The 19,548-nt window shown below is 68.7% G+C and carries 16 protein-coding genes; 9 read left to right on the forward strand and 7 right to left on the reverse strand.

Annotated features, from left to right (window positions below):
• Positions 1-232 precede the first annotated feature (232 nt).
• Together mgtE and D107_RS0103355 are read left to right on the forward strand one after the other, a co-directional pair.
• The gene (gene mgtE / locus D107_RS0103350) at positions 233-1,618 is read left to right on the forward strand and encodes a magnesium transporter (RefSeq protein WP_018880768.1); all 1,386 of its coding nucleotides are present in this window, start codon (positions 233-235) and stop codon (positions 1,616-1,618) included.
• Positions 1,619-1,701: 83 nt separating this feature from the next.
• A complete protein-coding gene (locus D107_RS0103355) occupies positions 1,702-2,358 on the forward strand; it encodes a TorF family putative porin (RefSeq protein WP_018880769.1) in 657 nt (218 codons plus the stop codon).
• 259 nt (positions 2,359-2,617) lie between these two features.
• Here the strand turns inward: D107_RS0103355 and ispG are convergent, their stop codons facing one another.
• From ispG to D107_RS0103370, 3 genes are all read right to left on the reverse strand, one after another.
• Positions 2,618-3,835: a flavodoxin-dependent (E)-4-hydroxy-3-methylbut-2-enyl-diphosphate synthase gene (ispG, locus tag D107_RS0103360; RefSeq protein ID WP_018880770.1), complete on the reverse strand. Its 1,218-nt coding sequence runs from the start codon at positions 3,833-3,835 to the stop codon at positions 2,618-2,620.
• A gap of 355 nt (positions 3,836-4,190) precedes the next feature.
• On the reverse strand, positions 4,191-5,294 hold the full coding sequence (locus tag D107_RS0103365; RefSeq protein WP_018880771.1) for a hypothetical protein: 1,104 nt from the start codon (positions 5,292-5,294) through the stop codon (positions 4,191-4,193).
• Positions 5,295-5,316: 22 nt separating this feature from the next.
• Entirely contained in the window at positions 5,317-6,114 is a 798-nt protein-coding gene (locus tag D107_RS0103370) for a hypothetical protein (RefSeq protein ID WP_369773760.1), read from the reverse strand.
• A gap of 201 nt (positions 6,115-6,315) precedes the next feature.
• Here D107_RS0103370 and D107_RS0103375 point away from each other — a divergent pair, with 201 nt between their 5' ends.
• Complete coding sequence (locus tag D107_RS0103375) at positions 6,316-6,984, forward strand: TIGR02281 family clan AA aspartic protease (RefSeq protein WP_018880773.1); 669 nt, start codon at positions 6,316-6,318, stop codon at positions 6,982-6,984.
• A gap of 43 nt (positions 6,985-7,027) precedes the next feature.
• Positions 7,028-8,350, forward strand: a complete 1,323-nt coding sequence (locus D107_RS0103380; RefSeq protein ID WP_018880774.1) for an MFS transporter — start codon at positions 7,028-7,030, stop codon at positions 8,348-8,350.
• A gap of 205 nt (positions 8,351-8,555) precedes the next feature.
• Here the strand turns inward: D107_RS0103380 and D107_RS0103385 are convergent, their stop codons facing one another.
• Both D107_RS0103385 and D107_RS0103390 read right to left on the reverse strand, forming a co-directional pair.
• Complete coding sequence (locus D107_RS0103385; protein ID WP_018880775.1) at positions 8,556-11,744, reverse strand: efflux RND transporter permease subunit; 3,189 nt, start codon at positions 11,742-11,744, stop codon at positions 8,556-8,558.
• Positions 11,741-12,997, reverse strand: a complete 1,257-nt coding sequence (locus D107_RS0103390) for an efflux RND transporter periplasmic adaptor subunit (RefSeq protein ID WP_018876182.1) — start codon at positions 12,995-12,997, stop codon at positions 11,741-11,743. The genes D107_RS0103385 and D107_RS0103390 overlap by 4 nt, the downstream gene beginning before the upstream one ends.
• 456 nt (positions 12,998-13,453) lie before the next feature.
• On the opposite strand from D107_RS0103390, the gene D107_RS0103395 reads away from it, so the two are divergent.
• Positions 13,454-14,008, forward strand: a complete 555-nt coding sequence (locus D107_RS0103395) for a copper chaperone PCu(A)C (RefSeq protein WP_038028427.1) — start codon at positions 13,454-13,456, stop codon at positions 14,006-14,008.
• A gap of 18 nt (positions 14,009-14,026) precedes the next feature.
• Here the strand turns inward: D107_RS0103395 and D107_RS0103400 are convergent, their stop codons facing one another.
• Together D107_RS0103400 and D107_RS0103405 are read right to left on the reverse strand one after the other, a co-directional pair.
• Complete coding sequence (locus D107_RS0103400) at positions 14,027-14,884, reverse strand: peptidylprolyl isomerase (RefSeq protein WP_018880776.1); 858 nt, start codon at positions 14,882-14,884, stop codon at positions 14,027-14,029.
• Complete coding sequence (locus D107_RS0103405) at positions 14,884-15,180, reverse strand: YciI family protein (RefSeq protein WP_018880777.1); 297 nt, start codon at positions 15,178-15,180, stop codon at positions 14,884-14,886. The genes D107_RS0103400 and D107_RS0103405 overlap by 1 nt, the downstream gene beginning before the upstream one ends.
• 181 nt (positions 15,181-15,361) lie before the next feature.
• Between D107_RS0103405 and D107_RS0103410 the strand changes: the two genes are divergently transcribed.
• From D107_RS0103410 to D107_RS0103425, 4 genes are read left to right on the forward strand one after another with little or no spacing between them, the layout of a single operon-like run.
• Entirely contained in the window at positions 15,362-15,976 is a 615-nt protein-coding gene (locus D107_RS0103410; protein WP_018880778.1) for an L-threonylcarbamoyladenylate synthase, read from the forward strand.
• Between the two features lie 50 nt (positions 15,977-16,026).
• Positions 16,027-17,394, forward strand: a complete 1,368-nt coding sequence (locus D107_RS0103415; RefSeq protein ID WP_018880779.1) for a DUF945 family protein — start codon at positions 16,027-16,029, stop codon at positions 17,392-17,394.
• A 54-nt stretch (positions 17,395-17,448) separates the two neighbouring features.
• Positions 17,449-18,669 carry a tryptophan--tRNA ligase gene (locus tag D107_RS0103420; protein WP_018879490.1) on the forward strand — a complete coding sequence of 407 codons (1,221 nt, stop codon included), beginning with the start codon at positions 17,449-17,451 and terminating at the stop codon, positions 18,667-18,669.
• Positions 18,670-18,678: 9 nt separating this feature from the next.
• On the forward strand, positions 18,679-19,548 hold the full coding sequence (locus D107_RS0103425) for a ScpA family protein (protein ID WP_018880780.1): 870 nt from the start codon (positions 18,679-18,681) through the stop codon (positions 19,546-19,548).

The following is a 19,548-nucleotide window of genomic DNA, read 5'->3' on the forward strand; positions in this document are numbered from 1 at the left end:
GGATATGGATCACACCCATGAACACCCAGCAGGAGGCCGCCATGCCAGCGCCTGTAGACGACGACCCCGGGTCTAGCCCGGAAATTCACTGCGGGGCAGTGAGCAAAGTAAAAGTGTGTTCGGCTCGCTGATGGGGGTTTTGTAAAAGACCGCCACCAGCGGTCACGGGATTCTTTTGCCTTTTGTGATGCTCCGCGTGCGTTTTTGTTTTTTAAGCACAAGGAGCATTGCAATGAACGACAAGATCCTGGAAATGATTCATGCCGGCGACGTGGGCGCTGCCCGCGACGAGATGATCCATCCGGTGCCGGCCATCACCGCCAATCGCCTGTCCGAGCTGGACCCGCGTTCGCGCTGGGTGATTCTGGAGGGCGTGGATACCAACGAGCGCCGCGCCATCTTCCTGGCGATGGACGACGAAGAGCAGGCGATCCTGTTCGAGCACACGCCCGAGCCGGAGGCGCGTGAGCTGGTTCAGGGCCTGCCGGCCTATACCCTGGCGCGCGCTCTGACCCTGGTGGGCAAGCCGCTCGCGGCCGATCTGCTGAGTGCTCTGCCGGGCGCCAAGCGCGACAAGGTGCGTGCGCTGTGGCGGCAGGACGAGGACACCGTGGCCCGCGTGATGCGGCGCCCGGTGTTCTGGGTGACCCCGGAGGAGACCGTTGCCGAGGTCACTGCCCGCCTGCGCGGGGATCGCAATATGCCGGACGATGTCGGGGCGGCGCTGCTGATTACCGATCGTGACCACCACTATCAGGGGCTGGTGCGCCTGGGCCGCATGTTCCGCGCGGAGCCTGGCCAGGCGGTCGGCGAGCTGATCGAGCTGGAGGACTTCTGCACCACGCCCGACGGTGACAAGGTGGAGGCCGCTCGCCTGCTGCAGCGCACGGATCTGCCGTACCTGCCGGTGGTGGATGCCGATGGCGTGCTGGTGGGTGTGCTGCGCATTGACGATGCAATGGATGTTCTCGAGGAGGACACCTCGGAGGACTTCTACAAGAAGGCGGGGATTGGTGATCTGCTGCATCACAAGGATGTCGTGCGCTCGGAGAAGCTGACCTCCGGCGGGATTGGCTATGCGGTCAAGGTGCGCATGGCCTTCCTGATGGTGACGCTGGCCGGCGGCTTGGCCGTGGGCGGGGTGATCGACTTCTTCGAGGACACCCTGGCGGCGGTGGTCGCGCTGGCCATCTTCATCCCGCTGGTGATGGACATGGGCGGCAACGTCGGCACGCAGTCGACCACGATCTTCGCCCGCGGGCTTGCCCTGGGGCATATCAACCTGGGTCGCTTCTTCCGCAACCATCTGGTGCGCGAGGGGGGCGTGGGCCTGGCCATGGGGGTAATCATGGCGGTGCTCGCCGGGACGATCGCCTACTTCTGGCAGGGTGCGCCGAATGACATCCCGCAGCTGGGTTTCGTGGTTGGCACGGCGCTGTTCTTCTCGGTGTTCACCGCCTCGATCCTGGGCTTCCTGCTGCCGTGGGTCCTGTTGAAGATCGGGGTGGACCATGCGCCGGGGGCGGACCCGTTCATCACCACCATCAAGGATTTCACCGGCCTGGCTGTGTACTTCGGCATGGCCGCCTGGCTGCTGAGCGCGCACATGCCGGCCTGAATGCCGGGGAACCCGAACCGTGTTGCCGGAGACAGAATCCGGCAACACGCCTGCAAAGAACGTTTGATAGAAGAGGAATCGACATGAACCATCGCAACTTCCATCGCGGCGTGCTGGCCGCCACCGTGGCAGGGGTCTTCGCCTTCGGCATCCCGGCCATCCAGGCCGCCGAGGCCGAATTCAACATCGGCGTGTTCACCGACTACATCGATGACGGTGCGTCCAAGTCCGACAACGACCCGGTGGTGCAGGGCGGCTTCGAGCTGGGCTTTGATAATGGCGTGTTCACCGGCGTGCAGGCCTCCACACTTGGCAGTGGTCGCGGCAGCGAGATCGTGCCGTTCGTTGGCTACGGCTTCGACGTCGGTTCGGTGGGTATCGAGTTCGGCTACGAGCACTTTCACTACACCGAGCTCGACGAGCGCTACGAGGGCGAGACCTTTGTGGTGGTGGACTGGGGGCCGGTGTACACGGGGGTGAACTACCTGGCCCATGCCCATGATCGCGACGCCCGGGGCAGCCGGGAATTCTTCGCGGGTACGGCATTCGAGGTGGCCCCGCGTACCGAGCTTTTCGCCGAGGTGGGCCAGGATCGTCCCGCCGATGACGACAATGCCGTGTTCTGGGAACTGGGCGCGGCCCACGCGACCGACTTTGGCACCTTCTCGCTGACCTACGGCTCGCGCGACGAGAGCGGCGCTCAGGACCTGCTGGTCGGCGGCTACACCTACAACTTCTGACCCACCGCCCGCGTCGGTCCGGCGCGGGTTGGTTTTTCACCACGAAGCCCACGAAGGCACGAAGGAGATCAAGGTCAAGGGCTTTTGCACCACAGAGTGCACGGAGAAAGGTCGATAGGGGGTTGAACCGTTTCGCTGTGCTCGGCGGGTTTGAGCCCCATCCAAACCTTCTTTGGATTTCTCTGTGTTCTCCGTGCCCTCTGTGGTGCGATCGCTTTTCTTCGTGCCTTCGTGTGCTTCGTGGTGAGTATCGATTTTTCTAGCCGTAGCGGCGTTCGATGTAGGCCTCGACGCGGGCCTGAAATTCCTCGGCGATGCGTTCGCCCTTGAGCGTCACGGTCTTCTCGCCGTCCTCGTACACCGGGGCCACCGGCTGTTCGCCGGTGCCGGGCAGGGAGATGCCGATATTGGCGTGCTTGCTCTCGCCGGGGCCGTTGACGACACAGCCCATCACCGCGACGGTCATCTCTTCCACACCCGGGTACTGCTGCTTCCAGGTGGGCATCTGGTGGCGGATGTAGGTCTGGATGTCCTGCGCCAGGTGCTGGAAGTACTCGCTGGAGGTGCGACCGCAGCCGGGGCAGGCGACCACCGACGGCAGGAAGCTGCGCAGCCCCATGCTCTGCAGGATCTCCTGGGCGACCAGGACCTCCTGGGTGCGGTCGCCGCCGGGCTCCGGGGTCAGCGAGATGCGGATGGTGTCGCCGATGCCCTGCTGCAGCAGCACGGCCAGCGCGGCGGTGGAGGCGACGATGCCCTTCGCGCCCATGCCGGCCTCGGTCAGGCCGAGGTGCAGCGGGTAGTCGCAGCGCGCGGCCAGGTCCTGGTAGACACTGATCAGCGGCTGCACGCCGCTGACCTTGGCCGAGAGGATGATGCGGTCGTGGGCCAGACCGATGCGTTCGGCCTCGGCCGCACTCTCCAGTGCCGAGGCGATCAGCGCCTCCTGCATCACCGCCTCGGGCGCGGCCGGCTCGGCGCGCTGGCTGTTGTCGTCCATCATCCGCGCGAGCAGGGCCTGGTCCAGGCTGCCCCAGTTCACGCCAATGCGCACCGGCTTGTCGTAGCGGATCGCGGTCTCGATCATCGCGGCGTACTGGGCGTCGCGCTTCGAACCACGGCCGACATTCCCGGGATTGATGCGCAGCTTGGCCAGCGCCTCGGCGCACTCCGGGTACTTCGTCAGCAGCTTGTGCCCGTTGAAGTGGAAGTCCCCGACCAGCGGCACGTCCATCCCCATGGCCTCCAGCCGCTCGCGGATCTCCGGCACGGCCCTGGCCGCGTCCTCGGAGTTCACGGTAATGCGCACGACCTCGGAGCCGGCGCGCGCCAGCTCCGCCACCTGCACGGCGGTGCGCAGCGCATCGGCGGTGTCGGTGTTGGTCATCGACTGCACCATCACCGGAGAATCGCCACCGACGGTGACATTGCCGACGCGGACGGGGACGGTCTTGTGGCGGGTTGGGGTCGTGTTCATGTTGAGCTACGCGGGCGCGGGGAAACGGTGCGCGGAGTGTAACGCAGCACCGCCCGACTGCCGAGAATCCCTGTCGTAAAGTTCCATTTGAACCCAATGGGCAGGTCCCCGTGGTCTTGGGGAGGGGCGTAAGGCCGATCGCCAGGGACGCTGCCGCCAGTGTGTCCACTCCCCGTCATGGCGAGGCCCCGCAGGGGCCGTGGCCATCTCCGGACGACCCCCCGACGTCCGCCCAGGCCGGCGCCGGGGCTGCCCCGGGAGATCGCCACGGCGCGATGCGCCTCGCGATGACGGTGCTCACTTTCCCTGTCATTGCGAGGCCCCGCAGGGGGCGTGTCGATGCGTGGCGTTCCGGTCAGCGTGTCCGGCTCGATTGCCAGGGCTGGAAGGTGTTCTCCACCGCGCTGCGACTGGCCGCGTGGCGGGCCTCCACGCGCTCGGCGATCGCCTGCTGCAGCGCCTGGCGGGTCTCGGTCTCCAGTGCGTCCAGGGCCTCGTGCAGGGCCTGTTCCAGATCCTCGCGATGGCGTGCCTCGTCGAGTCGCAGCAGTAGCCAGTCGACACCGATGATGGTGGCCCCGGCCGCCGTGATGCCGCAGCCCAGCGAGAACGGTCCGCTCCAGGCGCAGACCCCGGCGCCCAGGGCCCCGGCGCGTCCGGCGCGCCCCAGGCTGCGGGCCAGCCCCGCCTGGGTGGTGCGGGCGGCCAGACGGGCCTGCACGGCGCGGGCGATCAGGGGCGTGGCCAGGCCGCTGCCGGCGGCGGCCGTCGCGGCCAGGCCGGTGCGTTGATCGAAGCGCTCCAGGTCGATGTCCAGGGCCGTATGCAGGGCGTGGCCGCGTTCGATCTCGGCGGCCGAGGTGGCCGTGGCGCGGGGTGGCGGGTTGGGGATACGGGCATCCGCCAGGCGGTCGATCAGTTCCAGGCGCCAGGCATCGCGGACCTGGCGCTGCTGTTCGTCCAGTCCCCACTCGACGCGGGTCGCGAGTTCCCCCAGGGGTTCGTCCCAGAGGGCGTCCGGTAGCAGCTGTTCGCGCAGCATGCGGGCCCCGGCATCCGGGTCAGCGTCGCCCAGCCACTGTACGCCGCGCCGCCACAGCCGGGTGTATTCCGCGCCGAGGGAGTAGTACCCGTCCACGACCTCGGGGACACGGTCATGGAGGGCGGCGAAGCGGGCCTCGAGTTCCGCGTCCACGCGGGTCTGCCAGTGCTCGCGGGCGGCGGTGTCGCCGGCCTCCAGCCACTCCAGCGTGTAGCGCTCGAGCGCGGTGAGGCGCTGGTGGTCGAGCTGGTAGCGCTGCTCGCCGAGTTGCAGGGTCAGCGCGCCGTCCGCGTCCCAGTCGCGCGGCTCGTGCTGACTGGCGAGCCAGAGCAGGGCGAGACTCGCCAGCAGGGTCATGCAGAGCCACAGGCCGGCGCGGGCTGAGCTGGAGGTGGTGTGCGCTGCCGGCGTGGTCATGGGTCGGTGGCTCCGGACCCGACTACTCGATCACGGGCGCGTTGCGCGGATCGCCCAGGGTGTCGGTGGCCGGTCGCAGCGGCAGCAGGCCGTTGGCCAGCAGCAGGAACCCGGCCGCGAGGAAGGCCTGTTCCGCAAGCACCAGCAGCCAGCCGAGCAGGGCCGGCAGGGACTCCACGCCCTGCGGGAACCACTGCTGTCCCAGCCACAGGCGCAGGCCGTCCTGCGCCGCGGCGAGCTGCAGCCCGGCCTCCAGCAGGTGGCTGCGCGCGGCCTCGTGATGCACCAGGAACCAGACCGCCTGTTCCAGCGTGGCACCGGTCAGGTCGGGATAGTGCGCCTGCAGTGCCAGCGCCAGCAGGGCGATGATCAGCAGGAGTCCGGTCAGACGCAGGGCCCCGCGGCGGGCCAGCTCCGGGGCGAACCGGGGGTGGGCGTGCCCGCGCAGCAGTCGGGCGAACAGGGCCTCGCCGATCACCAGCACGAAACCGGCGACGAGGAGCACGGCCCAGACCTCCTGTGTCGGGATGCGCGCGAGTGTGATCAGTAGCAGGCCGCCCAGCAGGGCACCGATGACCAGGTGGCGCAGGGCCATCAACGGGCCGCCGCGCAAGCGCCGGGGCCACTGGCTGGTGGGCTCCAGGTAGCCGCGCAGGAACGCCGCGCGCCGCACCCGATGACGGCGGAAGCCGCCATGGGCGATCAGCAGGGTCACGGCGATCCACAGCACCACCACGCCGGCCTCCGGCAGGACCCGCAGGTTCATGTGCATCAGCCACAGCCCGATCAGCAGTACGGTTACGGTAAAGGCATGCCGCAGCGCGACATGGGTGGTCGGGCCGGGGCGGGCGGAATCGTCAGACGGTTGGCGGGACACGGCAGCTCCACGCGAAGGGGAATGCCCCGATGGTAGCAGGCGCGCGGGCCCGGGCCGTGGTGTGTCCGTGGTGCCATTGCGGACGTTCGGGCTTCGTTCAGCCGAACCCGGTATAACCGGCCCATGGATCGTACAGCGCATGCAATGGTTTCGGCCTGGGCTTTGACGGGGCGCCGGTTCTGGCTCGTCGGGCTCCTGGCCCTCTGGCTGCCTCTGGGGGTTGCCGCGGAGGAGCTTCGGCTGCACGCGGTGTTCGGCGAACGTGCCGTGGTGTCCGTGGGCGACAAGCGAGCGGTGGTGTCGACCGGGGATACGGGGCCCGGTGGCGTGCGGGTCCTGCGCACCGGCCCCGGGATGGCCCTGGTGGAGTATCGCGGCGAGCAGCGCGAGCTGCGGGTACAGCCACGGCCCGCGCCGGCCCGCCCGGAACCCTCGGCGGGGGAGGCTGCAGCGGTTCGAGTGCACCGGGATTCGCGGGGGGATCACGCCGTGACCGCTGGCCTGAACGGCACGGCGGTGACCCTGGTGGTCGACCCGCAGGCCGACTCCGCGCTGCTGCGCGCCTCGGATGCCGGGCGTGCCGGGATCGATCCCGACCAGGGGCGCTCGGTGCGCTTTCGTGACGAGCGCGGCACACGGTATGGCCAGCGGGTGCGCATCGACCAGCTCCAGGTGGGGGGGCTGCGGCGTGCGGGGGTCAGCGCGATCGTGCTGCCGGACGGCGACCTGCCGCGCTCGCGTCTGGGGCGCAGCTTCCTCGAACACTTCGCGGTCGAGCGCGATGGCGACGCGCTGGTGATCCGGGATCGCTGAGGTGCGTTAGCATGGCGGCCGTCATGCCCACCAGGATGCCTGCATGCCGCTGATTCGGCGCCACCCCGAGGACGCCCCCGCCCCGCGCCGCGAGATCTTCGGCTGGGCGATGTTCGACTTCGCCAACCAGGCCTACACGCTGCTGATCATCACGGTGATCTTCGGCGATCTGTTCACCCGCATCATCGTCGGGGATGCCCCGGACTATCGCCTGGGCAACCTGCTGTGGAGCCTGGCGCTGGCGATCAGCTACGCCATGGTGGTGATCGCGGCCCCGTTCGCCGGGGCGGTGATGGATGCAACGGCCTCGCGCAAGCGCTTCCTGATGGCCTCGTGGATCCTGACGGTGGTGACGACGGGGCTTTTGTATTTCGTCGAGCCGGGGCTGGTGCTGTTCGGCATGGCGCTGATCATCGCCTCCAACTTCGGCTATGCGATCGGCGAATCCTTCATCGCCAGCTTCCTGCCGAGCCTCGGGCCGCCGGAGAAGCTCGGCTGGATCTCGGGGCTGGGCTGGGGCATGGGCTATATCGGCGGGCTGATCGCCACCGCCTTTGCCCTGGGCCTGCTGGGCGAGGTCAGCGCCGAGAACTTCGAGCGTATTCGCTGGGTGGGGCCGTTTGCCGCGGTGTTTTTCCTGATCTCGGCGATCCCGACCTTCCTGTTCCTGAAGGAGCGCGGCACGCGTCGGCGGATGCGCCGGCGGATGCAGCTGGGGCTCGGCTGGCGGCGGGTGCGCGAGGCGCTGGTCACGCTGGGGCAGCGCCGTGAGCTGCGCGCGCTGTATGTCTCCATCTTCTTCATGATGGCCGGGATCTACATCATCATCTCCTTCACCTTCATCTACGGCTCGCAGGTGATCCAGTGGGACGAGCCGGTGCGCATCGCGATGTTCGTGATCACCCAGGTCACCGCGATCATCGGGGCGATCGGTTTCGGCTTCCTGCAGGACCGTGCCGGGCCGGTGCGGATCTATCGGCTGACTCTGGCGCTATGGGCGCTGGCGGTGCTGGCGATCTTCGGCACCACGACCATCGCGCAGTGGCTGAGCGCACTGCTGGGTCGGCCGGTGGAGGCGCAGATCGTGTTCCTCGGCGTGGGGATTGTCGCCGGGCTGTGCCTGGGGTCGGCGCAGTCGGCCGGGCGCGCGCTGGTCGGGATGATGGTGCCGGTGCGCGAGGCCGGGCGCTGGTTCGGGTTCTGGGCCCTGTCGGCGCGCGCCGCCGCGATCTTCGGGCTGGCCGGGATCGGGCTGCTGCAGGTCTGGCTGGGGCTCGCCAATGCCATCCTGTTCTGCCTGTTCCTGTTCCTCGCCGCGCTGCTCGCCTCCATCCCCGTCCACCTCGCCGATCGCTCCCGCCACTGAGGGTGAAGGTCAAAAGCGGTATACAGGAAGATGTGAAGACAGGAAGAGGGATTGGGTTTGGCCGTAGCTGGTGTGGCAGGGGTGCGGGAGTGTCAGGGTGCTGGCCAGATCACGCTGTCCACACCCAAATCATCCTTCCCATCTTCGAACCTTCCTGTAAATCGCTCTTGATCTGGCCCTCTTAGCGGTGGGCCACATGCAAGTGTTAGTCGGTGGCGTGGTGGGTAAGGGTGGCGCCGCGGTCGAAGCGGCCTTCGTAGAGGCGCAGCAGGGCAGGGATTACGAACAGTACCAGCACGGTGGCGATGGCCAGGCCGAACACGATGGAGATGGCCATCGGGATCAGGAACTGGGCCTGGACCGAGCGCTCGAACAGCAGCGGGGTCAGGCCGGCGATGGTGGTGACCGAGGTCAGGATCACCGCGCGCAGGCGCTGGCAGGCGGCCTCGACGATCGCCTCCTGCAGGGCCAGGCCGGCCTCGCGCAGGCCCTGGTAGAAGCTCACCAGGATGATCGAGTTGTTGACCACGATCCCGGTCAGGCCGAACAGGCCGAACAGCGACAGGATGGTCAGCTCCACGTTAAGGATCCAGTGGCCCAGCAGGGCGCCGAGGATGCCGAACGGGATGATCGCCATCACGATCAACGGCCAGCCCCAGGACCCGAACACCCAGGCCAGGGTGATGTACATTAGCCCCAGCGCCAGGACCAGGCCCGTGCGCATGTCGGCGAAGGTCTCGGCCTGGTCGGCCGCGCGCCCCTCGAACGAGTATTCGATGCCGTAGCGCGTCGCGAGGTCGTCCAGCGGGCCGTCTTCCAGCGCCGCACGGATGCGCGCGGCGTTGTTCACGCTGCGGTCAACCTCGGTGGAGACCTGGATCGCCAGACGGGTGTCGGCATGGCGCAGGGTCTCGAAGCCCTGACGCGAGCGCAGGTCCACCACGCTGCCCAGCGGCACGAACTCGCCGCTGGGTAGGCGCAGATTCAGGCGCTCCAGGCTCTCGCTGGAATGGCGCTCGGCATCCGGCAGGCGCACGCGCACCTCCACCTCTTCCAGCCCGTCCTGGTAGAGCTGGGCGAGGTGGCCGTCATAGGCGTCGCGCAGCTGGGCGCCGACCGATTCGGTGGTCAGGCCCAGGGCGCGGCCCTCCGGCTTGACCTGGAACACCAGTTGCTCGCGACCGAATGGCGTGTCGTCGTTGGTGGCGAAGGTACCCGCAAAGTCATCGAAAATCTCCGCCAGGTCCAGGGCGGCGTTCTTCAGGACGTGCGGGTCATCACCGGTCAGGCGCACCTCCAGGTCGCGTCCGGGCGGCCCGGTCTGGCGTTCGTCGATGCTGAAGTTCTCGATGCCCGGGGCCTGGCGCACGCGGTCCTCCCAGGCCTGGATGAACTCGCGGTTACGCACTTCGCGCTGTTCGGGAGAGACCAGCTCCACCTGGATGTTGCCGAACTGGTCGCCGCGCGGGGCGTTGCCGTCTCCGGGATCGATGCCGCGGCCGAGCCGGGTGACGGAGGCGCGCACCAGGTCGCCGCCCAGGGCCTCCTCGGTCTCGGCCAGGGCCTCCTCGACGTGGATCAGGAAGGCCTCGACCCGCTCCGGCGGTGTGCCGGCGACAAAGTTGACCCCGGCGTTGACGATGGTGCCCTCGGGCGACGGGAAGAAGGTGAAGCCGATGCGTCCGCTGGCGGCCAGACCGATGGCGAGGATCAGCGCGCCGACCGCCAGCGCCAGGGTGGTGCCCGAGTGGTTAACCGACACGGTCACCGCGCGGCGGAAGGCGCCATTGCGGAAGGTCTCGAAGCCGTTGTCGAAGCGCTCGCGCAGGCTGCCGGCGCGCGGCGGCTTGAGCCGGTGCATCACGCCTTTCAGGTGCGCGGGCAGGATCAGGAAGGCGATCAGGAGCGTGGCGACGATCACGCAGATCACCACCAGCGGGATGTCGAACAGGATGTTGCCGATGATCCCGCCGATCAGCATCAGCGGCAGGAAGGCCGCCACCGTGGTCAGCGAGGCGGCGATCACCGGCCCGACCATGCGCCGGGCGCCGTCGCGCGCGGCGCGGCTGGCCGAGAGCCCGCGCTGGTGCAGGCTGTAGGCGTGCTCGGAGACCACGATCGCGTTGTCGACGATGATCCCCAGCGACATGATGAAGCCGAACAGCGAGATCATGTTGATGGAGCCGCCGACCACCCACAGCACCACGAACGCGGCGGTAAAGGCGATCGGGATGCCCAGCGCCACGCGCAGGGCGATATGCCGGTTGAGGAAGAGGAACAGGATCCCGAGCACCAGCAGCAGGCCGCCCAGGCCATTCTTCAGCAGCAGGGTGATGCGCTCGGAGAGCAGCTCCCAGAAGGCGTCGGTCACCTGCAGATCGACACCCGGAGGCAGGGCCGGGCGGGTCTCTGCCAGCCAGTCCTCCAGGACCTGCGCGGCCTCCAGTGAGTCGCCGGTCTCCGAGCGCAGCAGCTGCATCTCGATCGCGCGCTGGCCGTTGGCGCGGGCGCGCACCTGGCCGTCGCGGTGGCGCAGGTCGAGGGTGGCAATGTCGCCCAGGGTCAGGCGTCCCAGTTCGCCGTCGCCGCGCAGGACCAGCCGCTCGAAGCTGACGATGTCGCGGGCCTGTTCCAGGCTGCGGATCTGGCGCGCGGTGTCGTCGCGGCCCACCGAGCCGGCCGGCAGGTCCTGAGCCATCGCGCGGATCTGCTCGGCGATGTCCGCCAGCGTCATGTCCAGGCGATAGAGTGTCGCCGAGGGCACCTGGACGGCCATCTCGTCTTCGGTCAGGCCGGTGAACTCGATGCGCGCGATGCCGGCATCCAGCAGCTCGCGCTCGAACTGACGCGCGAGGATGCGTAGCTGCTGGGGGTCTTCGGGGCCGGTCAGCAGCAGCCGTGCCACGGGCTCGTAGCGGATCACACGGGTGACCACCGGGGTCTCGGCCGCTTCCGGCAGGTTGCGCTGCTGGTTCACGCGGTCGTTGACCTGCTCCAGCGCCAGGGTCATGTCGGTTCCGGCCTCGAACTCCATGGTCACCACGCCGATGCCCAATGCCGAAGTGGAGGTCATGTTGCGCAGGCCGTCCACCGTGCGCAGGTCCTGCTCCAGCGGGTCGACGATGGCGCGCTCGACATCCTCCGCGCTGGCCCCGGTCCAGGGCACCTCCACGGTGATGAAGTCGAGCTCGAAGTTGGGGAAGAACTGGGTGTTGAGCTTGGTCAGGGCAAAGGCCCCGGCCAGCAGCATCAGCGCGATCAGCAGATTGGCCGCGAGGCGGTGTTCCAGGAACAGCTGGATCGGCCCGCGTGGGGGCCGGTCAGGGTCCTGCGCGCCGCCCCCGGGCATCGGCTGTCCGGATGCCGGCGAGTTGCCGGGTTCCGCTTCGCTCATCGACCGGAATCCTGCTGTTCCACCTCGACCCGCAGGCCATCGACGGCATTCGGCAGGCGCGTGGCGATCAGGGTGTCGCCGGCGGCGATGGCGTCACTGCGGATCAGCGCGAGGGTATTGCCGTCCGCATCGATGAAATCGCCCAGGCGCTCGACCTGCAGCGACTCCAGGCGCCCGTCGACCACTCGGAACACGCGGTCACGCCCGAACAGGGACTCGAATGGCACCGCGAGGCTGTCGGGTTCCTCCGGCAGTTGCAGGCGCAGTTCGACAAAACGGTTCAGCGGGAGTTGTTCGCCCCCGGAGCGCACCTCGAACACCCCGCGCATCCCGGCATCGCCAGTGCGGGTCTCGCCCTCCAGGCGCACCAGTTCGGTCTCGACCGTGTGGCCGGCGACCTGGGCAAGGGCGGGCAGGGGTGTGTCCCCCTGCAGCAGGCGTTCGACCCGGGCGATCAGGTGTTCCGGGAGGCTGGCGCGGATCTCCAGGTCATCCACCGCGAACAGGCGCAGCAACGGGTCTCCTGGTCGGGCGCGCTCGCCCGCGGCGACGTCGACCTCCACGATACGTGCGTCGAAGGGCGCGCGAATGGTCGTGCGTTCCAGGTCGATCTCGGCCTGGGACTCGGCGGCGCGGGCACGTGCCAGGCGGGCCTCGGCCTGGGCCCTGCGCATCGGGGCGTCGGCCACGGCCTGCTCGCGGTTGTCCACGGTGATGCTGGCCTGCTGCAGCCGCTCGCGGGCGGCATCGAGATCCGATTCCGAGCCAAGGTTGCGCTCGCGCAGGTCGCGGGCGCGCTCCAGGCCGCGTTCGGCGATCGCCAGGAGTTCGCGCTCGCGCTGCAGGGCCTCGCGGTCGAAGCGGGCACGCAGTTCCTCGCTTTCGACCGCGCCCTCCAGCTCGCGGCGCTCGGCCTCGCGCTGGTCCAGCAGCAGCCGGGCCTCGCGCGGGTCGATCTGCACCAGCGTGTCGCCGGCGGCCACGCGCTGGCCGGCGCGCGCCGGCACGGCTTCGATCTCGCCCTCCACCGCGGCGCGCAGCTGGGCATCGCGGGCGGAGCGGCTGCGCCCGTTGAGGATCACCCCCGGCCGGTGCGTCCCGGGCTCGGCGGTCACGCCCTGTACCGGCCAGGTGCGCTCGCTGGCCTCCGGCGGCGGCGCCTCGGGCCCGGTCGCGCGCAGGACCATGAAGCCCACCACGGCGACGGCGAGGATCAGGACGGGAAGAAGGGCTCGGCGGAGGGCGCGCGGCATGGACGTCTCGTTTGTGGCTTGGCAGTTCGGTGGGGCGGGTGCGGCCCGTCGCTTGGAGGCACCTGCGGGCCGGAGGTTCCCTTCGCGGGCGTTATCGTACCACCGCGGTTTGTGGGGGAACCCCCGCGGTTGCGGTCGGTCCCCAGGGAAACACTGATGAATGTACACGCTCGCGCTCGAGTCGCTTTTGCGTGCGAACAAGGCGCGGTGACTGCCGTGCAGTCATTCTGCACAAGGGAGCCGCAACGCCGTTCCCACGCAAAAGAGGCCGAGCCCCTCCGGGGTTGGCGCCCCAGGTTCCCCGATCCTGCGTTGCGCCGCTAGCAGGTAGAACCACTACCCGCTGCACGACGCGCCTGGTCTCGGAAAACCTGGGGTGCCAACGCGAGCGTGCACATTCATCAGTGTTTCCCTTGTGTGTCAATATTACGTTTTGCTTAAATGAGGTGAAAGGTCATGAAAGGATCCAGGCTGTTTCCGGCAGTGTTGCTGACGACCACCCTTCTGGCGGGCGGCGCGGTCGCACCGGCGCTGGCCGACGCGCCCGAGGTCTGCGAGTGCCGGGCGGGCCTCGAGATGGAGGGGACGCCCTGGATTCGGCTGATGCCGGGTGACATGACCGGCGGCTACTTCGTCCTGCGCAACCATGGCGAACAGGACCTCCGGATCGTCGCCGCGCAGGCGCCGATCTCCGAGGTGGTGGAACTGCACGAGCATGCCCACGTGGACGGGGTGATGCGCATGCGCCAGGTCGAGGGGCTGGACCTCCCGGCGGGCGAGACCCTGGTGCTGGAGCCCGGTGGCCTGCACCTGATGTTCATCGGGCTGCACGAGCCGCTGACGGCCGGCGACTGGATCCCGGTGACCCTGGAGTTCGCGGATGGCGAGACCATGGAGATCCATGCCCGCGTACAGCGTGGCGAGGGTGCCAGTGGCGGCCATTCGGGTGGCCACATGATGGAGGGTGACGCCCCTGGCATGGGTGCCGAAGGCGGACACCACGGGCACTGAGGCCCGGGGCTTGCCCGACTACTGATTGGCGGGCCGGTTCGGGATCTGGATGTCGGCATCCGCGCGCAGCGTCTCCAGGAATTCCTGGATGGCGCGGCTTTCGAGGATCTCGACTAGTTCGGCGCGCACATCCTCGAATTCGGGGACTGGCGTGTCGCGGGTCTCCTCCAGACGGATGAGGTGCCAGCCAAAGCGGCTTTCGACCGGCTCGGCGGTGGTTTCACCCGGCTCCAGCGCCACGGTGGCGTCGCTGAACGCGGGGACCATCTGCTCCGGGGAAAACCAGCCCAGTTCGCCGCCGCGGGCGGCCGAGCCGGGGTCGATGGAATGGGCCTCGGCCAGTTCGCCGAAGTCCGCGCCGTCGTCCAGCTGCGCGAGGAGTTCGCGGGCCTGCTGTTCCTCTTCGACCAGAATGTGGCGGGCGCGGTACTCGGTGCCGCGCATCTGCTCAACCTGGCGTTCGTACTCCGCCTCGAGGTCCTCGCGGGTGATCTCCAGCTCCGCGGTGATGCGTTCCATCAAAAGCGAGGCCAGCAGGTTGGTCTCCACCATGCGCAGGATCCGCCGGGTCTCGGCATCGGTATCCAGGCCGCGGTTGACCGCCTCCTGGCGCAACAGCTCCAGGCTGATCAGCTCTTCCAGCGTGCCATCACCCTCGGCCAGGCCCGGGTCCTCGTCCATGCCGGAGTAGGTAAACAGGTCGGCCCGGGTGATGGGCTCGCCGTTGACGAGGGCGACGGTGTCGACGTCGTCGGTATCGGTGGCGATCGCGTCCGTTTCGGCATCCGGTGCGGGCGCCTCCTGTGCGTCGCAGGCGACCAGCACACCGGCGAAGCCCAGGGTGGCGAGCGTGGTGGCAAGGGGACGAAGTCGCATCAGAACACCTGCTTGAAGGGGCGTACGTCGACCGCGGTGTACACACCGGCCGCGACGTAGGGGTCGGCGTCGGCCCATGCGCGGGCGGCTTCCAGGGACGGGAATTCCGCGACGATCAGGCTGCCGGTGAAGCCGGCCGGGCCGGGGTCGTTGCTGTCGATGGCGGGAAACGGGCCGGCCAGGACCAGCCGGCCGTCGTCGCGCAGGGCCTGCAGTCGGGCTACGTGTTCGGGCCGCGCGGCGAGACGGGCATCCAGCGAGTCGGGGGCGTCCTGGCCCTGGATCATGTACAGCATGGGGTGTTCTCCTTGATTTTGGGTGCATCGTAACCGATCACTGGCCGCGCCTCGCGCTCCGGGTTCGCAGTTTTCCCCTTTCCGCGCGGGCGGGCCGCGGGTGGCCGGCCCGTGCGCGTTCTTATGGGTGTGGCGGCGGATGCGCTACACTGCGCAGCCGATCCCCGCGTCGAATCGATCCATGATCTCGATCCACCCCGAAGACCCCCAGCCCCGGCTGATCCGGCAGGTCCTGGACCGGCTCCAGGACGGGGCCGTGATCGCCCTGCCGACGGATGCCTGCTATGCCCTGGCCTGCCTGCCGGGGGACAAGACCGGGGCAGACCGGATCCGCCGTATCCGCCAGGTGGACGAGACCCATCATCTGACCCTGCTGTGTCGCGATCTCTCCGAGCTGGGCGTGTACGCGAAGGTGGACAACACCGCGTTTCGCCTGATGAAGGCACTTACGCCGGGGCCCTACACCTTTATCCTGCCTGCCACCCGCGAGGTGCCGCGGCGCCTGCAACACCCCAAGCGGCGCACCATCGGGCTGCGTGTGCCGGCTAGTCCGATCCTGTCGGCGTTGCTGGCGGAGCTCGGATCACCGCTGATGTCGGCGACCCTGCAGCTCCCCGGGGACGAGAACCCGCTGAGCGAACCCTGGGAGATCGAGGATCGGCTGGGCAAGGTGGTGGACCTGGTGGTCGATGGCGGGGCCGGGACCCTGGAGGCGACCAGTGTGCTGGACCTGACCGGCGATGTGCCCGAGGTGATCCGTCACGGGATGGGCGATGTGGGATTTCTGGATGAATAGCCCCGGCCGCATACCGAGGCTACGGCGCGGCACGGCCGCAGGGAGGCGCAATGCGTAAGTGGGTGGTTCTGGCCGTGGTCGTGCTGGCGGTGGCCGCTGTGTGGCCGGTCGTGGTCGGCAAGCAGGTGGAGGGTACCGTTGCCGGAACGCACGAGGCCCAGCTGGGCGAGGTGCAGTTGCGCCACGAGATGCTTGAATACGAACGCGGCTACCTGGGCGCCAGCGGCCGCAGCCAGCTGATCCTGGAAGACCCCGACGGGCGCTTCGAGATCCCGCTGGTGCACGATATCCGTCACGGTCTGCTCGGGGCGCGCGGCGATTCGTTCGTGGATCTCGATACCCTGGCAGCGCCGGACGATTCCCTGCTCGGCCATCTGCTGCGCTCGCTGGATCTGCAGGTGCATTCGCGCTCGGGGATCGGCGGTGGCGTGACGACCCGCGTTGCGTTCGACGACCTGCGCATGGACCTGATGAGCGTGCCCGAGGTGGCCGAGCATGCCGCCACGGTGGGTGGCCCGCTGTGGCTGGATCTGGCGGCCGGCCAGGGTCGGTTCGCCTGGTCGGCCGAGCAGATCCTGGTGAGCCTGGATCTGCCGGAGCTGAGGCTGTCGGACGACACCTTCGTCTGGGAGGCGCAGGACGCCCGCTATGCCACGGTGTTCGAGGCCGACGCCGACGAGGTCTTCGGGCGCCTGCCGGACTACGAGGGCGGCCTGGCGGCGTCCGTGGTGGAGCTGCGCGAGGGCGAGGCGAGTCGGCTGCGGATCGAGCGCCCGCGTCTGGATGCCTTCCAGCAGACCAGCAACGACCGCATGGACTCGCGCCTGCGCCTGCAGGTCGAGCAGGCGCGCATGGACGACGGCGCCGGGGATGCGCTGACGCTGAGCGCCCTGGACCTGCAGGCGGGCATCCTGCGCTGGGACCGTCCCAGCCTGCTGCAGTTGCTCGGCGAACTGGAATCGATCGAGGCGCGTGGCATCGAGGGCGAGCAGCGCACTGCCCTGATCGGCGCGGCGATGATCGACGCCGTCGGCGGGATGATCGAGCACCGCCCGGTGGTCGAGCTCAAGGCCTCCCTGAACGAGGAGCCGGCGCGTCAGGTCGCGCTGGACACCGAACTGGGGCTGTACGGCACGCAACAGACCTTCGCTACCCGTCCGCTGGAGACGCTGCGGCTGGACAGCGAACTGCGTCTCGGGCTGGAATGGGTGGCCGAATTCGACGCCGCCTATCCCGATATCGACCTGGATGCACAGCTGCACGCCCTGGCGGCTGACGGCTGGCTCCGCCGCGATGCCGAGGCCGGGTACTGGCACAGCACGCTGGCCATGGCGGACGGCCGGGTGCATATCAACGACGTGGATCGCACGGCCATGCTGCTGGCGATGCTGTTCGCCTTTTCCGGCGGCATGTTCTGAGACGACTGACCGGGCGTGGATGCGCCCGTTTCCTGACAGGAAGGGATTGATTCCGTGAGCAGCAATCAGGGTAGCAACCAGCGTGTGCTCTCCGGCATGCGCCCCACCGGGCGCCTGCATCTGGGCCATTATCACGGTGTGCTGAAGAACTGGATCGAGTTGCAGCACAACTACGAGTGCTTCTTCTTCGTCGCCGACTGGCATGCGCTGACCACCCACTACGAGGACCCCGGTGACCTGCAGCAGCATGTGACCGAGATGGTCATCGACTGGCTGGCGGCAGGGGTCAGCCCCGGGTCCGCGACACTGTTCGTGCAGTCGCGCGTGCCCGAGCATGCCGAGTTGCATCTGCTGCTGTCGATGATCACGCCGCTGGGCTGGCTGGAGCGGGTACCGACCTGGAAAGACCAGCAGGAGCAGCTGCGCGAGAAGGATCTGGCGACCTACGGCTTCCTCGGCTATCCGGTGCTGCAAAGCGCAGACGTGCTGGCCTATCGCGCCGGTATGGTCCCGGTGGGCGAGGACCAGGTATCGCACCTGGAAGTCACGCGCGAGATCGCGCGCCGCTTCAACCACCTCTACGGCCGCGAGCCGGGCTTCGCCGAGAAGGCGGAGGCCGCTGCCGACAAGATGGGCAAGAAGGCCGCCAAGCGTTACCGCGACCTGCGCAAGCGCTACCAGGAGCAGGGCGAGGACGAGGCCCTGGAGGTGGCGCGGGCGATGCTCGAGTCGCAGCAGAACATCTCGCTGGGCGACCGCGAGCGCCTGTTCGGCTACCTCGAGGGGGGCGGCAAGATCATCCTGCCGGAGCCGCAGGCGCGCCTGACTCCGGCCTCGAAGATGCCGGGGCTGGACGGGCGCAAGATGTCCAAGAGCTACGGCAATACCATCAGCCTGCGCACCGAGCCGGCCGAGGTGGAGAGCCTGATTCGCACCATGCCCACCGACCCTGCGCGGGTGCGGCGCACGGACCCCGGCGATCCGGCCAAGTGCCCGGTGTGGGACCTGCATAAGGTCTACACCAGCGAAAGCCAGCGCGAGGAACTCTACGCCGGATGCACCACGGCCGGCATCGGCTGTCTGGACTGCAAGCGGCCCCTGATCGAGGCGGTGCAGGCGGAGCTGGAGCCGATCCAGCAGCGCGCGAAGGAATACGCCGAGGACCCGGCGCTGGTCCGGTCCATCATCGTCGAGGGCTCCGAGGCGGCCCGCGAGGAGGCCCGCGAGACCCTGGAAGAGGTGCGCCGGGCCATGGGGCTGGACTACCTGCGATGAGCCCGGGGCATGGATCCGCACGCTGACGCGAACGACGGCCTCGAGCGCCCCGCGACGGTCGAGACCGGCGCGGACGGCGAGGTGCTTTATCGCGTGCATGGCGAGCCGGTGGCCGAGCTGCCGGCCGATCTCTACATCCCGCCCGATGCCCTGGAGGTCTTTCTTGACTCCTTCGAGGGGCCGCTGGATCTGCTGCTGTATCTGATCCGGCGGCAGAACCTCGACATCCTGGCGATCCCCATCGCCGAGATCACCCGCCAGTACATGGCCTACATCGAGGTGATGCGGGCGCTGCGCCTGGAGCTGGCCGGCGAATACCTGGTGATGGCCGCGCTGCTGGCCGAGATCAAGTCGCGCATGCTGCTGCCGCGGCCGACGGAGGCCGAGGCGGACGAGGACGCCGACCCGCGCATGGCCCTGATCCGTCAGTTGCAGGAGTACGAACAGTTCAAGACCGCGGCCGAGCGCCTGGATGCACTGCCGCGCATGGACCGTGACGTGTTCGCCGCGGGCGCCAGCGTCGAGGCACTGGAGGGCCCGCCGCCCCCGGCCCCGAGCATGGACGAGCTGATGGAGGCCCTGGCCGCGGTGATGCACCGCGCCAGTCTGATGGCGCATCACCATGTCTCCACCGAGCAGTTGTCGGTGCGCGAGCGCATGTCCAGCATCCTCGACAGCCTGCACCCCGAGCGCTTCACCGATTTCGTGGCCCTGCTGCTGGCTGCCGAGGGGCGCCAGGGCGTGGTGGTATCGTTTCTGGCGGTGCTGGAGCTGACCAAGGCGGGCCTGGTCGAATGGGGCCAGAGCGAGCCCTACAGCCCGATCCGGCTGCGCCGGCGCGGGGCGGCCGTAGACGATGAGGGGGGAGAGCCGGCGTGA

Origin of the sequence: Thioalkalivibrio sp. ALE30, from assembly GCF_000377465.1 — a bacterium.
In the GTDB taxonomy this organism is placed as follows: Bacteria; Pseudomonadota; Gammaproteobacteria; order Ectothiorhodospirales; family Ectothiorhodospiraceae; genus Thioalkalivibrio.

Excerpts from the sequence above, each read along its gene's own strand:
- D107_RS0103425 (WP_018880780.1), top strand. The coding sequence starts at position 18,679 with ATGGATCCGCACGCTGACGCGAACGACGGCCTCGAGCGCCCCGCGACG.
- D107_RS0103410 (WP_018880778.1), top strand. The coding sequence starts at position 15,362 with ATGATCTCGATCCACCCCGAAGACCCCCAGCCCCGGCTGATCCGGCAG.
- D107_RS0103365 (WP_018880771.1), bottom strand. The coding sequence starts at position 5,294 with ATGACCACGCCGGCAGCGCACACCACCTCCAGCTCAGCCCGCGCCGGC.
- D107_RS0103405 (WP_018880777.1), bottom strand. The coding sequence starts at position 15,180 with ATGCTGTACATGATCCAGGGCCAGGACGCCCCCGACTCGCTGGATGCC.
- D107_RS0103415 (WP_018880779.1), top strand. The coding sequence starts at position 16,027 with ATGCGTAAGTGGGTGGTTCTGGCCGTGGTCGTGCTGGCGGTGGCCGCT.
- D107_RS0103375 (WP_018880773.1), top strand. The coding sequence starts at position 6,316 with ATGGTTTCGGCCTGGGCTTTGACGGGGCGCCGGTTCTGGCTCGTCGGG.
- D107_RS0103400 (WP_018880776.1), bottom strand. The coding sequence starts at position 14,884 with ATGCGACTTCGTCCCCTTGCCACCACGCTCGCCACCCTGGGCTTCGCC.
- D107_RS0103380 (WP_018880774.1), top strand. The coding sequence starts at position 7,028 with ATGCCGCTGATTCGGCGCCACCCCGAGGACGCCCCCGCCCCGCGCCGC.
- D107_RS0103355 (WP_018880769.1), top strand. The coding sequence starts at position 1,702 with ATGAACCATCGCAACTTCCATCGCGGCGTGCTGGCCGCCACCGTGGCA.
- ispG (WP_018880770.1), bottom strand. The coding sequence starts at position 3,835 with ATGAACACGACCCCAACCCGCCACAAGACCGTCCCCGTCCGCGTCGGC.
- mgtE (WP_018880768.1), top strand. The coding sequence starts at position 233 with ATGAACGACAAGATCCTGGAAATGATTCATGCCGGCGACGTGGGCGCT.
- D107_RS0103390 (WP_018876182.1), bottom strand. The coding sequence starts at position 12,997 with ATGCCGCGCGCCCTCCGCCGAGCCCTTCTTCCCGTCCTGATCCTCGCC.
- D107_RS0103385 (WP_018880775.1), bottom strand. The coding sequence starts at position 11,744 with ATGAGCGAAGCGGAACCCGGCAACTCGCCGGCATCCGGACAGCCGATG.
- D107_RS0103395 (WP_038028427.1), top strand. The coding sequence starts at position 13,454 with ATGAAAGGATCCAGGCTGTTTCCGGCAGTGTTGCTGACGACCACCCTT.